This is a genomic window from Phosphitispora fastidiosa, from assembly GCF_019008365.1.
Taxonomy (GTDB): Bacteria; Bacillota; Thermincolia; order Thermincolales; family UBA2595; genus Phosphitispora; species Phosphitispora fastidiosa.
Genome location: NZ_JAHHUL010000005.1, coordinates 19774 through 33450 on the forward strand (window position 1 = coordinate 19774; position 13677 = coordinate 33450).

9 protein-coding genes and 6 tRNA genes are annotated in these 13677 nt (G+C 43.7%); all 15 read right to left on the reverse strand.

Features of this window, described 5'->3' with window-relative positions:
* Positions 1 to 146: 146 nt before the first annotated feature.
* The 15 genes from Ga0451573_RS06700 to rph all read right to left on the reverse strand — a co-directional run bounded on the left by Ga0451573_RS06700 (position 147) and on the right by rph (position 13657).
* Positions 147 to 3203: a type III restriction-modification system endonuclease gene (locus tag Ga0451573_RS06700; protein ID WP_231683120.1), complete on the reverse strand. Its 3057-nt coding sequence runs from the start codon at positions 3201 to 3203 to the stop codon at positions 147 to 149.
* The gene (locus Ga0451573_RS06705; RefSeq protein ID WP_231683121.1) at positions 3200 to 4237 is read right to left on the reverse strand and encodes a virulence RhuM family protein; all 1038 of its coding nucleotides are present in this window, start codon (positions 4235 to 4237) and stop codon (positions 3200 to 3202) included. Before Ga0451573_RS06705 ends, Ga0451573_RS06700 begins: the two co-directional genes overlap by 4 nt.
* A 154-nt stretch (positions 4238 to 4391) precedes the next feature.
* Positions 4392 to 6266, reverse strand: a complete 1875-nt coding sequence (locus tag Ga0451573_RS06710; RefSeq protein ID WP_231683122.1) for a site-specific DNA-methyltransferase — start codon at positions 6264 to 6266, stop codon at positions 4392 to 4394.
* A complete protein-coding gene (locus Ga0451573_RS06715; RefSeq protein ID WP_231683123.1) occupies positions 6266 to 6709 on the reverse strand; it encodes a hypothetical protein in 444 nt (147 codons plus the stop codon). The genes Ga0451573_RS06710 and Ga0451573_RS06715 overlap by 1 nt, the downstream gene beginning before the upstream one ends.
* On the reverse strand, positions 6706 to 7377 hold the full coding sequence (locus Ga0451573_RS06720) for a DUF4391 domain-containing protein (RefSeq protein ID WP_231683124.1): 672 nt from the start codon (positions 7375 to 7377) through the stop codon (positions 6706 to 6708). Before Ga0451573_RS06720 ends, Ga0451573_RS06715 begins: the two co-directional genes overlap by 4 nt.
* 19 nt (positions 7378 to 7396) lie before the next feature.
* The gene (locus Ga0451573_RS06725; RefSeq protein ID WP_231683125.1) at positions 7397 to 10636 is read right to left on the reverse strand and encodes a helicase-related protein; all 3240 of its coding nucleotides are present in this window, start codon (positions 10634 to 10636) and stop codon (positions 7397 to 7399) included.
* 312 nt (positions 10637 to 10948) lie between these two features.
* Positions 10949 to 11024 (reverse strand) — tRNA-Lys (locus Ga0451573_RS06730).
* 4 nt (positions 11025 to 11028) lie between these two features.
* Positions 11029 to 11104 (reverse strand) — tRNA-Gln (locus Ga0451573_RS06735).
* 28 nt (positions 11105 to 11132) lie between these two features.
* A tRNA-His gene (locus tag Ga0451573_RS06740) sits at positions 11133 to 11208 on the reverse strand.
* 36 nt (positions 11209 to 11244) lie between these two features.
* Positions 11245 to 11320, reverse strand: a tRNA-Arg gene (locus Ga0451573_RS06745).
* A gap of 9 nt (positions 11321 to 11329) precedes the next feature.
* Positions 11330 to 11403 (reverse strand) — tRNA-Gly (locus Ga0451573_RS06750).
* Positions 11404 to 11469: 66 nt separating this feature from the next.
* A tRNA-Pro gene (locus Ga0451573_RS06755) sits at positions 11470 to 11546 on the reverse strand.
* A gap of 254 nt (positions 11547 to 11800) precedes the next feature.
* Positions 11801 to 12286: a metallophosphoesterase family protein gene (locus tag Ga0451573_RS06760; protein ID WP_231683126.1), complete on the reverse strand. Its 486-nt coding sequence runs from the start codon at positions 12284 to 12286 to the stop codon at positions 11801 to 11803.
* Positions 12271 to 12897 carry an XTP/dITP diphosphatase gene (locus tag Ga0451573_RS06765; RefSeq protein ID WP_231683127.1) on the reverse strand — a complete coding sequence of 209 codons (627 nt, stop codon included), beginning with the start codon at positions 12895 to 12897 and terminating at the stop codon, positions 12271 to 12273. Before Ga0451573_RS06765 ends, Ga0451573_RS06760 begins: the two co-directional genes overlap by 16 nt.
* Entirely contained in the window at positions 12869 to 13657 is a 789-nt protein-coding gene (gene rph / locus Ga0451573_RS06770) for a ribonuclease PH (protein WP_231683128.1), read from the reverse strand. Before rph ends, Ga0451573_RS06765 begins: the two co-directional genes overlap by 29 nt.
* Between the last annotated feature and the right edge of the window lie 20 nt (positions 13658 to 13677).

Genomic DNA, 13677 nt, shown 5'->3' on the forward strand with positions numbered 1-13677 from the left:
AACCACCTGCAAAGCAGGTGGTTTTCGTTTATACAAAAATAATCCTACAATTCAAATATATATTTGAATTGTAGGATTATCACAACACTATTTAAAGAGGTAAAGTGTTTGAGGTGGTTTAAGCATATGCGTCAAATATTGCCGCATTATCGCATCACTTTATTCATAAGTGCCTCATAACTGTCAACCACATCATACTTCACATTATCTGTGCTGATAGCTTTGAAGTGTTCTCTTGCACAACTGATTTTTGCTTCCTCAATCATTCTGAGCTGCATAGAAGACATGGACCCTTTGGTTTCAGCCACGAAATAGATATGCTTCACTTTCCCTTCGTTGAAAGCTATCGCCCAATCGGGATTATATTTGCCAACCGGAGTAGTGATATAAAAGCCATTCGGCAGCTTTACATACACAGCAACTTCTTCACTTGTATCAAGATTTTCGGCAAAGTCCCTTTCGTTGGCAGAGTCATAGAGGATATGGTCATACAGGTGTTTCTTTGCAGCCATAGCGTTGATTCCGAGACAACCTTTCATCGTGGGTTCTGTAAAGATGGACGTGTCATATACGGCATCCATCTTGTCATATGTGATGTGCTGAATAATCACTGTTGCCTTTTGTTCATTGATTAGATTGGAAGCCTTGATGATAAATTCCTCGGGATTGTTTTTGAACTGCTCAAACACAGATTTTTCAATCCCTTTTAAAACACGTACAACGGCAGCACGGGTGAGTCCAGTTTCTGCGACAACCTTCCCAATGAGATCATATTTCACGCTGCTGTTAGATGATAGCTGTGCAGCTGCCAATTCTCCCGTTTCCTTAACAAACGCCACTCCATTCTGCAAGTCCGCTTTTGATTTAATATCAATCAAAGTGCCATACTGAACCTTAAAAAAAATCTTTGAAACACGCAAGTCCTTGTTCAGCGCAGCGATAGATTTCTTAATCAATTCATCGGTATCAAAAGCAACCACATAAGCAGACCTTATGTTGATTTGTTCCCACAGCTTTTTAAATGCAGCCATTTCAAGTTTCTTTTTGTCAATCCGCAGTTCGATATTTTTGTCACGGGCGTTTTCCGGCAGCATTGCACGGCTGTCATAGATAGAGTCAAGAATAGCTACAATAGACTCTGTGCAGTCCTGTACTTCCTCTGCAATCTCAATCTTCCCGTTTTTCTTATCCTCGTAGTATTTGTCGGTTAGTATGCCTTTCTTTATGTAGCCATTTGATATCAATCCCTCATAGATCAACTGTGCCATATCCATGTCAACAACCTGTTCTGCTCCGGCTTTATCTTTGATGACCTTGTTCTTAAACAGGTCAATCGTGACCATACGAGGTCTGTCAGCCACCGCTTCGGCAAGTTCTGTCTGCAATCCTTTTGCGAAGCTGTCATAGCTTTCGTTAGCAATGACGGTTAGCACATTGATATTATGAACGTCCTCACCCAATAAATTGGTATCCATACGCTCCCCGCTTTGGTTAACGGATAAGCGAAGTCCACGTCCCACTTCCTGACGTTTTCTCACATCAGAGCCGCTTTGTTTCAGTGTACAGATTTGGAATACATTCGGGTTATCCCAGCCTTCACGAAGCGCCGAATGAGAAAAGATGAACCGTACAGGTTCTTTGCGGTCAAGCAAACGTTCCTTGTTCTTCATAATGAGATCGTAGGCGTTGCTGTCTGATGATTCGGTAGAGCCGCGCTCAAGCTTGCTGTCAACGAAGCGTTCTTGTCCGGTTTTCTTATTCTTATCGATAGAGAAATACCCTTGATGAGTGGCAGCGGCAGGAATGGAAATGAGATACTTCATGTAGTCCTCATCCCCGATTTCTCTTTGCATGGAGTCAATGATTGCTAGGTATTCTTCCTCAAACATTTCTCCATAAATACCATTCATCGGATTACCGGAAGCGTCATATTGTTTGTACTTTGCAACCTCATCAATGAAAAACAGAGAAAGTACCTTAATCCCCTTATAGAAAAGCTGGCGTTCCCGCTCAAAATGCGAAAGGATAGTTTCCCGGATTTGGATACGGCGCAGCTGTTCTTCGCTGACAGCCCCAATGACATCTCCGGCAAATATTTTTATTCCATTGATGAAGCTCACCGAATTATCACGCCCATCGATGGCCTTTACCGTATACCCGTTCTTATACTCTTCCAACTCCCCGGAGTTTGCAAACAAATTGTAGCCTTCTGTTATTCTGCGTGTGACCTTGCGGACTCCCGTTGCCCCTTTAACGTCGAATTCCAAGGCCGCCGTTGGAGCCTTGTCGCCTGACAGGTATAAACACGCCAAATACAGATAACCTTCTGTTGCCGTACTGCCGGTGACAGAAATGCCCTTAGCTGCAATCTTTTTGACCAGCTTTTTGTTGTATGCTTCCATAGCATCCAGACGATAAACCATGTTATAAAGGTTGTCCTTTTTGTGCGTAGCCGAGTAGCGGAGCGTGATGAAAGGGTTAAACTCTTTCAAACGCTCTTTGGTCTGCTTGCCTTCCACGGACTGCGGTTCGTCGATGATAAGGATAGGGTTCGTCTTGGCAATTATATCAATGGGACGGCGGCTTCTGAACTCATCCAGTTTCATGTAGATGCGTCGCGCATCCTTGCCTTTGGCGTTGAATGCCTGGGAGTTGATAATCATGACATTGATGGCACTATCGCTTGCGAACCTGTCGATCTCTGTCAGTTGAGCCGAATTATAAATAAAAAAGCGTATCTTTTTCCCATAATCCCCGGCAAAATGGTCCTGCGTGATTTGGAAGGACTTGAACACGCCTTCACGGATGGCAACGCTGGGGACAATGACTATAAACTTGCTCCAGCCATATCGCTTGTTCAACTCATACATCGTTTTAATATAAGTATAAGTTTTGCCTACACCTGTTTCCATTTCAATAGTCAGATTGTATCGCCCTTCCAACTGTTTGGACGGCTCAATTTGATTGCTTCTTTGAACCTTATTAAGATTCTCCAGTATAATGTTTTCATTCAGTTCCGGCACTAAACGCTGATTGCCCCAGCCGATAAAGTTCTTTTCAAAGGTCATACTCATTTGTGGAGCATTATCAATGCCTTTATCCACCATATAAGTCGGAGTAAGATACGGCTGTCCGGCAAATACATCACAAACAGCCTTGGCAGCGTCCGCCTGGAACTTCTGATGTTTGAATTGAAGTTTCATTTTTTGTCATGCACCTCCTGCTCCAATGCAAGAAATACGTCAAAATCACTTTTGAAAAGCCTGTCCTGTATGATGCGATATTTTTCAAACTCGCTTTCCGCAAAGGCTTTGGCAATCTCTGCCGTAACCTTTCCGGCATTATGAAGAATATCGTATTGAGTAAACTGCAAAAATGCGTCCAGCCGCTTTTTCCAGTCCTCCATCGTCATCGGGATTTTTCTTGTAGCTTGTAATTCTGCATAGTCAAGATACATAGTAACAATTCGCTCCAAAGCATCAAGCTCCTCAGCATCTAAATAATTCTTTGCCACTGAAACGTCAAACTTCTGTATTTTACCGTCAGGTGCGGCTTCCCATGTTTTTAGCCCCATATGTTCTTTTTGATGGCTTGCCCGTTCTACTATAAGTTCTGCCGCCGTATGACCGTGGATTGCCCAATGCAGCTTGTTTTGCACGGCAGCAAAAAATTCCCGGGTAGTTTTTGCGTTTTTGTCGTAGTCCATTGCCGTTGAATAAATATCGGTGATTTTTTGATAAAATTTCCGCTCGCTCATTCTGATTTCTCTGATAATAGCGAGCTGTTTCTCAAAATATTCTTCTGTCAAAATCGAACCGCCGTTTTTAAGACGGTCAACATCCATCACCCAGCCTTGAACGGCATAATCCTTAATAATTTTGTTCGCCCATTTGCGAAATTGGACTGCTCGTGAAGAATTAACTTTGTTTCCTACAGCGATAATTGCTTCGAGTGAATAATGCTTGGTATCGTATTCCTTCCCATCCGAGGCAGTTATTCGAAAATTTCGAATAACTGATTCCTCCTGTAATTCGGCATCACGAAAAATTTTCCTTAAATGATAGTTCACGGTATTGACTTCCACACCGTAAAGTGTCGCAAGCATTTTTTGAGTAAGCCATACATTTTCATCCGCATATATAACCTCAACACCACTTTGACCTGTTGCCGCAATAAATGTCAAATACTCAGCAGCGGAACTGCGTATCGTTATTTCGTTCGATCTTTTGTTTTTCATACTTGCAATGTCCTCCGCTCCAGCTAATTTCTCTCACCAGTGGTGAGAGTTTTTCACTCTCAGAATCTCATTAAAATGAACTGTTTCTTACGGCATCCGTCGGCGTATGATAGGGTTGTCATCAAGAATAATGACTTTGTCTTCCTGCTTCATATCATATCACCTTCACACTTGTTTTCGGTGCTAGCAATTTAAAGATTTCCTCCACATTGATTTTTTCAGGGGAACTGGCAAAGCTGCTGTCACGGAACAAAGCACGGAGGGGCTGGCGTTTGGCAATTTCTTTAATGACCGCTTCGCTGATATTATCTGCAAAGCAGGCAATCAAGTCTCCGTCATTGATAGTATGCACCGTCACACCGCCAATTTCCTCGCTAGTGTGTGGCAAAGAAAGGGGCAGACCCCATTCGAGCAAACAGCTATACAGCAAGTCCAAATCGGTACGATCGTCTTTAATATTGCTTGTGAGGTCATCAAGCAAGCTCTGTGAATACTCGGCAGCTCCGTAGTACACGTCTTTCATATTGGTGCTGTCGAGCTTCAAGACACGGAAGCCTATGTCAAGATCTTGGGCTGTGAGGCCAGCTTCTTCCTTGATTTTTTCCCCAGCACGGCGGATACGTTCTTTGCCGATTTCACAAATATTTTTGTAACCCGCTTTGGCAGCTTCGCTTTTTTCATCACAGGGTTCGGGCAATTGAACCATGATGAATTTACGCTTGCCGCCGTCTTCAGCGTTAAGTTGCATGACTGCATGGGCAGTGGTGGCAGAGCCGGAAAAGAAGTCGAGAATAAGAGAGTCAGGGGTAGATGCTATCTGGACACTTCTTCTCAGCAACCGTAAGGGTTTTGGGTAATTAAAAATACCAGAAGCGCCGAGTACCGAAGCGGTCTCTTTTGTAGCTTCTTGTGTATGACCTACTTCTGAATGCGTCCACCACGTCCATAGATTTTTCCCAGACGTTGCAGATAAGTAGGTTTTCTTTCGAGGCACTCCCATTCCATCTATGCCAAACCATATCCGTCCAGCTTCAACTTCTTCGTCCATTTTTTTCTTTGTGTAGCGCCAACACAATCCCGGCTGTAACTCAATAATTCTACCTTTCGGTGTTGTATATGTGTAGAACTGATCCTTTGTTCCATGCCCAGCTTGAGCAGTGCAGTCAGTAGAGATCCAAGGACCGCGAGGGTCATTATCTGGATTTTTATATCTTTGAATATCTTTTTCGTCAAATTGAAGCTGATTTAATGCGTCGGTTTCAAGAGCTTCATTTTTTGTGTAAACGATAATATAGTCGTGTCCTGCACTGATGCGCTTTCGCATATCAGGCGCGGTTCTTTTTTGCCAAACAATTGAAGCCACGAAATTCTGTGAACCGAATACTTCATCACAAACCTTCCTCAATTGTGCGACTTCACCATCATCAATGGAGATAAAAATAACTCCATCAGATGCAAGCAGATTCCGCACAAGCACAAGGCGTGGATAAATCATGCTGCACCAGTCGGAGTGGAAGCGTCCGTTTGTTTCGGTGTTTTTAAAAAGGCGATAGCCGTCCTCGTCGTATACGCCCGCCTCCTCGTCGTACTCCTCCCGGCTTTGCGCGAAGTCGTCACGGTAAATGAAGTCGCTCCCCGTATTGTAGGGCGGGTCGATATACACCATTTTAACCTTACCGAGGTAGCTCTCCTGCAAAAGTTTCAGCACATCGAGGTTGTCACCCTCGATGTAGATGTTCTCTGTAGTATCCCAATCTTTGCTTTCTTCCTTACAGGGGCGAAGCGTTTTGCGTGTGGGCTTTCCGGCTTCGACAATAGAAACCTTTTTGCCGACCCAGGTAAATTCATAAGCTTCATCACCGTCCAGCACGTCGTCAGACAGCATTTGTTTCAATAACTCAAAGTTAATTGATTTTTTCAATTTGCCGTTTTCGTCCTTTGCTTCGGTTATCACATTCGGGAACAATGCCCCTATTTTATCAACATTCTGCTCGGTCATGTCTACCGACTCCATCCGCATCTTATCCATTAGCTTTGTCCTCCTCTTTTATCATAAGGGGCAATCCCTGTTAAATGTATTGTCGGGTAATTGTTATTCACTTTTATATTTCCAAAAAGGTCTACTCGCATGGATTTTATTAACTTTGTTAATAAAATATCGTGTTCGCTTCCAGTCAGTGGCGGACTAGATGGTTTGACTGCATTATGAAAAGCCATCAGATTTTCAACGACATCTGAGCTACCTATCAGAAGCAATTTGTTTTGAGCATCGCTAATACTATCACTAGCTTTATTAAAATCTGTGGATAGAACATTTTCACTTAAAGCTTTAATATAATTTGTGTAGTATTCTTCCTTGAGTTTTCTTTCGTCCAATTTCAATTGGTTCCTTTTAGTAAAGTAATTCGTTATGATTAAGGTCATAATCGTCGTAAAGGCACTTAAAATAGCAACGATAATTTCTGTTTTCAAGTCAATCTCTCCATTTCCTTTTTCAGCAGTTTCAGCTCTTCATTAAGCTTCACCTGTTTATTAAACTGTTTTTCTGAGTTGACTTTGTTTTCTACGGCTGCAATCTGCTTTAGCAGCTTTTGCCGCTTTTCATCACGCTCGACAGCATCTCTTAAGCTTGCTTTCGCTCCGGACACGGATTCTCCTACAGAAGTCAGCCGTGATCCGGCTATCTGTCGTATGAAATTATCGTAAATTGAGTCAATGTTCAGTCCATCCAGCCGGAGAGGAAGTTTATCAAAGGGCAGCCACTCGGTATGATAATAGGTGTTGACCTTGAATGTATCCGCTTTAGCAGGGCTGGGTTCCTTATACCCAATCCATGCCTGATATTCACCGCCATATTCCATCAGATAGAGAATGTGGTACGGTATCTCTTTGTCAATCAACTGTAAAACTCGTATATCAAGGCTTGGCTGATTCAGCTTTATCTCAAAGACTTCCAGCTCAGTCACATTTTCGCCTGGTCCTACATTTAATGTGCCGGTCGCCAGCTTGTTTTTCCAATAGATAGCGGAAATTTGCTCGACAAATGCCCGATTCAGTTCCGGCGTGACAGAAAGGTTATCATAAAATTTCTGCTTCGGTATTCGCTTGTTATATTCAGTCGATTGTGGCAATGATAGCATTTGCCTGCTCCTTTCCAAATTATTTTACAACCAGGAAACAAATCAGCTCAAAATCATCCAAGCCAGTCACTTCTGACAACAAAGCCGAAGTGCCGCCGCTGCGGAACAAGCTGTCAATGTCGCCTGCTTCTTTTACGTCAATAATGGACTTGACAGCGTCACCTAAGAGTTCGGAATACTTATGCATATCCTTTCCGTCTTTGGTTTCTTTGTTGAAGTCTTTGCAGAGTTCATCGTCCGGCTCCACCTTGCTCTTGCAGAGAAATCGCATTTTATCCAGCAATTCCTTCGGTGAAAGGTGATCATAGATAACATCGCCTTCATTTGATATGTAAACCATATAAAACGGGTGCAATCTGTTCTGGTTGTCGATGTTCACACCGCCGTTGATGTTTTTTAACACATAGATTACTCCGGCAGGAGCGTCTTCCGCTGCCGGAACGATAGCGTGCATACCAAATGGGGTCTTGTCCAAATCAGGATTGTTTTTAATGTAGTCCAGCAAATCCAGTCTGAATTCATTGAGTCCCAAATCCATAATGGAAATACTGCTGGACATATCCTCAATGTCAACAACTTCTTCCTGCAAGCGTTTGAGCTGCTGTTTGCGGTATTCCAAATCTCCCTGTTCCTCGGCATTGAGAGGGTCATCATCCCCTGTGGAGGTCATCACCGAGATTTTCATCCGAATTTCCACTCGGCTTTTTAGGTTTATGTATTCGTCAAGCGACAAGTCAGGCCAGAAGTTTACAAGCTGGATATAGTTGTTACGGCTTCCGATGCGGTCGATACGTCCGAAGCGCTGTATGATACGCACAGGGTTCCAATGAATGTCATAGTTTATCAAATAGTCGCAGTCCTGCAAATTCTGACCTTCGGAGATGCAATCGGTAGCAATTAGAATATCAATGCTGTCATTCGAATCCGGCATGAGCAACGCCTTATCCTTTGAGACAGGTGAAAAACAGGTCAAGACATTATTCAGAGTGACCCTAAACTTTGGAATGGTGGTTTTGCCATCCACAGAACCGGTTATCATTGCGGTGTCCAGCCCGAAGTCGCTTTTAATGAACTTGCTCACATTGCTGTACAAGTATTCGGCGGTGTCCGAAAATGCGGTGAATATCAAAACTTTCTTGTTGTTGTCATTAATGGGCTGCTCCAGTTTCTTTGCAAGGATTTCAAACAGGGTCTGGAGCTTTGTATCATGTTCCGGTGTAATGTCGTCAATCATCAAAGTCAATAGTTCCAAGGTATCAGCGTCCTGTACCAACTCATCCCGCCAGCTCTTATAGTCCATATCTACAAGATCGATTTTTACCTTTTTGCCAACTGAGAAAAAGTCGGTGTTCTGGTCATCTAGATCCAAGTCTGTGCTCTCGGTGATGTCAACCATATCAAGCAAAGTCGTGCCGTTATTTTCGAATTCATCAATGCTTTCAATGGTTTTTTCAATGAATTGTTTCATGCGCGAAAGAGTAAGACTGAATGAGTAAACCGAACTTTCCAGACGCTTCAGGAGATTTATGCTCATCAATCGTCTAATACCTTGTTCACGCCCGACTTGCGTAAGGCCTGCACCTTTATTGCGGGTCATATCCATATACTTGTCCATCTTACTGGGGAAGATATAGTTTGATGGAATATATACTGCCAGGTTGAGCTGCATCAGACACTCATATATTTGATTATAGTTAATGGCAGAGCCTAAATCCGTTAAACAAGGATAAAGGGAAATGGGTTTGAGTCTTTCAGGGAACTTGCCAATTTCCTCTGTATTATAGTATTTTTCAATATGCTTTCTTGAACGGGCTATAGTTACGTTGTCCAGTACCTCAAAAAAATCAAAGTCCAGCATTTTTAGCAGTTTAGCTGTCTTTTGATCAGCCAGGTCAAGTTTGCTCCACATATTGAAGACTTTTTGTGCGTTTCTGAATATTTCATCGATAGGCTTAGCTGTGTTCAGTTTATCATTTATGAGCTTTGCGTTGCCCTCGTAAGCAAGAGCCAGCTGATTTTTGAGGTCATTGAACCTGTTATTTACGGGAGTTGCAGAAAGCATAAGCACCTTTGTCTTCACTCCGGCACGAACCACTTTATTGAGCAGTTTCAAGTAACGATTTTCTTTTTCGCCATCTTCACCTGAAAATTGACCGCCATTACGGAAATTATGTGATTCGTCAATAACAACCAGATCATAATTTCCCCAATTCAAACGGTCTAAATCCAAGGCGTTTGATTTTCCATAACTGCGCGAGAGATCCGTATGATAGAGCACATCATAATTAAGCCTGTCAGATGCAATAGGGTTATTCACATAATTCTCCTTATATGTATCCCAGTTGTCACCCAATTTCTTGGGGCATAGGACAAGGGCTGACTTATTTCTGTTTTCATAATATTTAATTACGGCAATAGAGGTAAATGTCTTACCCAGTCCAACACTGTCAGCAAGGATGCAGCCATGGTACTTCTCAAGTTTATTGATAATGGCAAGAGCAGCGTCTTTTTGGAAATCATATAGGAGATTCCAAATCTTGCTTTCCTTGAAGCCAGTCGCTTCATTGGGCAATACATCCTCGGAAATATCATCAAGAAACTCATTGAAGATGTTATACAAGGTCACAAAATATATGAAATTAGCGGAATTTTCATTGTAAGCAACAGTGATATTTTCAATTACCTCATCCGTGACTTCCTGCAATTTATCGATATCACTCCAAAGATTATCAAACAGACGGATAAATTCCTGACTTAAAGGGGACTCCAGTTTTGTTACCATGTTATAGCTGTTGTTTCCACGCTCGCAGCCTATATCAACTGTCGTAAAGCCGCCCAGCGGCATATAGGTTATCGCACTGCCGCTTGAAGTGATGTTAAGAAAACCGCCCATGTTCTCATTAGTAACATTAGACTTAAATATTGCCTTTTTACGTATCCATTCTGCACATTCCCTGGCAACGGCTTTTTGTGTCAGTTCGTTTCGAAGCTTGACTTCAAATTCTGTTCCGTAAAGGCTTCTTTCACGGGATAAACGTGGTATGTAAAATTCACGCTTTTCTTTCTTGGCTTTCTCCGTTGTGAACGTAGGGGATGTGAAGATGAAGCGAAGCTCGTCAAGCCCTTCCAGTTGTTCTTTGAGCTCCTGAAAAGCATAGATAGAAAAACAAGCCGCGGCAATAGATAAGCAGCTATTCTTTTTGAGTTCCACTTCCAAATCATCTTTTACGATTTTCGAGATATTATCAAAAACTTGCATTATGGTTACACTCCTGATCTAAGTGTAAATTTACTTTGTTTCTTATAAACGTTTAACTTGCACTTTATTCATCTTTCGACATTCTTTTTTATTTTCCCTGTAACCTTTGTCTGTAATTGCTCGCAATGTTTCGATATTATTCGTATTTGCTTAAGGGCTCTCTCCTTCAATATGAAAAACAGGTTCGGCAACAGCGTGCCAAACCCTTAAAATAATTCTGTTTGTGTGGCATCTTACAAAAATCATGGTGTCTGGTTTTGCAAATGCAAAAAAGCCCGTCACTCTATAAATGACGGGCGCTAATCAACAATATGGTGAGCCATGCTGGGCTCGAACCAGCGACACCCTGATTAAAAGTCAGGTGCTCTACCAACTGAGCTAATGGCTCAAAATGGCTGGGGCGGCAGGACTCGAACCTACGAATGGCGGAGTCAAAGTCCGCTGCCTTACCAGCTTGGCTACGCCCCAATACACATTATGATGAATGTTGGATTTATGGGGTGGCTGATGGGATTCGAACCCACGAGTGCAGGAGCCACAATCCTGTGTCTTAACCTCTTGACTACAGCCACCATGAAAATAAATATTAGCATTTATCCAATAACTAATGGCGCGCCTAGGAGGACTCGAACCTCCGGCACACGGATTAGAAGTCCGTTGCTCTATCCACTGAGCTATAGGCGCTCAAATAAGTGGAGCGGGTGATGGGAATCGAACCCACACGACTAGCTTGGAAGGCTAGGGCTCTACCATTGAGCTACACCCGCATGTAATATGTCTACCATTAAACATATTATCCCTCTCCGGACCCTGCCTATTACTCAGGAAATTAATGGTCGGGATGGAGGGATTTGAACCCCCGACCCCTTGCTCCCAAGGCAAGTGCGCTACCAAACTGCGCTACATCCCGTTAAACTGACAATGAATAGTATAACTCAAAAAAGCATCATCGTCAATACCTTTTTACATGCCTAATTTTACTGCAAATTTCATTAATTTACATTAGGCTCTGACAGCTAAACCGGGTATTATTACAGTTTTTTTACTCAGGCAGTACCCTGACGGACATGTCCATTAGTACTGCTGCATTTAGCTGCCAAGCGGCGCAGGTCAGGTATTAGCATAACATAGTATACCACAAATCACTTACTAACTCAACAATCTTTATAATTGCCGCTTTAGTTCATAAATATACGGTGAGATTCCTTTTTTATCAATCGTAACTATAGCATAGGAATGGCTGCTGCCTCTCCGCGGAGCTGAGACACTGCCGGGATTTAAGAGACAGCCGTCGGGCAGGTGCGTTATTTCCGGGCAATGGGAATGGCCGTAAATGATGAGGTCGTATTTACCTTCCCTGAGCTTCTGGACCAGTTTTGTATTATCAATTTTGACTCCATACCTGTGGCCATGAGTCACCAGTATCTTATAACCCATGATATCCAGTTCCTCTTCGGCCGGGCCGGTAGCATGCCAGTCACAATTACCGGTAACCGCAACCACCTCGATTCCTGTTTCCCTGCTCATACTAACAGCATCACTGAAATGGTCCCCCGCATGAATTAACAGGTCCACTGCACCCATTTGTCTGACAGCCTCGCGGAAAAAATCAGGCTTCCCATGAGTATCACTTACTACCCCAATCCGCATTGTTCCATCTCAACCCTTTCAATCACTCCGGCAAGAACGCTCTCCGCCTTGGCCAGGGCTTTCCCCCGGTGGCTGATGCGGTTCTTTATGTCCGGTTCCAGTTGGGCAAAGGTTTTCTCATACTCAGGAAGAAAAAACAGGGGATCATAGCCAAAACCCTGGTCACCCCTCATCTCCCATGCCACCACACCTTCACAGATACCTTCGGCAGTATATGTCTCGCCACAGGGTGTGGCCACAGCAATGACACACCTGAACCTGGCAATACGCTGTTGGTCAGGGACATCCTTCATCAGGGACAATAACTTCAGGTTATTATCAAGGTCATTTTTCCCTTCTCCGGCAAACCGTGCTGAGTATATGCCGGGAGCGCCTTCAAGAAAATCCACTTCCAGGCCGGAATCATCAGCAACTGCTATGAGTCCGGTAGCCTCGGCAACTGTTTTGGCTTTTTTCAGGGCATTTTCCGCAAATGTAACGCCATCCTCGACAATCTCCCCGATATCCGGGAAATCCCTAAGGGAAAGGACTTGAATATCCTGACTGCCAAGTATCTCTTTTAACTCCCTGACCTTACCCTGGTTACCGGTGGCCAGTATTATTCTTTTCATATTCTTGCTCCTTCTTCCGCTCTGTTAACAACATTTCTCCCAGGTCCCCCAGAGCCTGTTTTTGGATACTCACCAATTCCGCGATGCCTTTACGGGCGGCCTCCATGAGTGCTTCAAATTCAGCCGTTGTGAAGGGAGCCCCCTCAGCGGTTCCCTGAACCTCAACAAATTTACCTGTATCAGTCATAACTACATTCATATCCACCTGGGCTTTACTGTCTTCACTATATGCCAGGTCCAGCAGTATCCCGTCCTGTACCTTGCCCACACTGACTGCAGCCAAATATTCCCTCACAGGAAACCTCCCAATGCTCTTCTGACCAACCAGCTTGCCCAAAGCATCAACAAGGGCCACAAAGGCTCCGGTTATAGAAGCCGTCCTGGTCCCCCCATCTGCCTGGATAACATCACAGTCAATAAACACGGTTCTTTCCCCCAGAGCCTCAAGGTCCACCACAGACCTCAGGGCACGTCCCACCAGACGCTGGATCTCATGAGTGCGCCCACTGACCTTCCCTTTGGAGGACTCCCTGATAATGCGGACCGGAGCCGACCTGGGCAGCATAGAATACTCTGCAGTCACCCATCCCCTGCCCTCGCCTTTCATAAAAGGCGGTACTTTTTCCTCTACTGTGGCAGTACAGATCACCTTTGTCTCGCCAACCTCAATCAATACCGAGCCTTCAGCATATTTCGTGAAATTCCTGGTTATCTTTACCGGCCGCATCTCATCTGCGGACCTGCCATCTATTCTGGTCATTTTCAGGCCTCCTGATCATT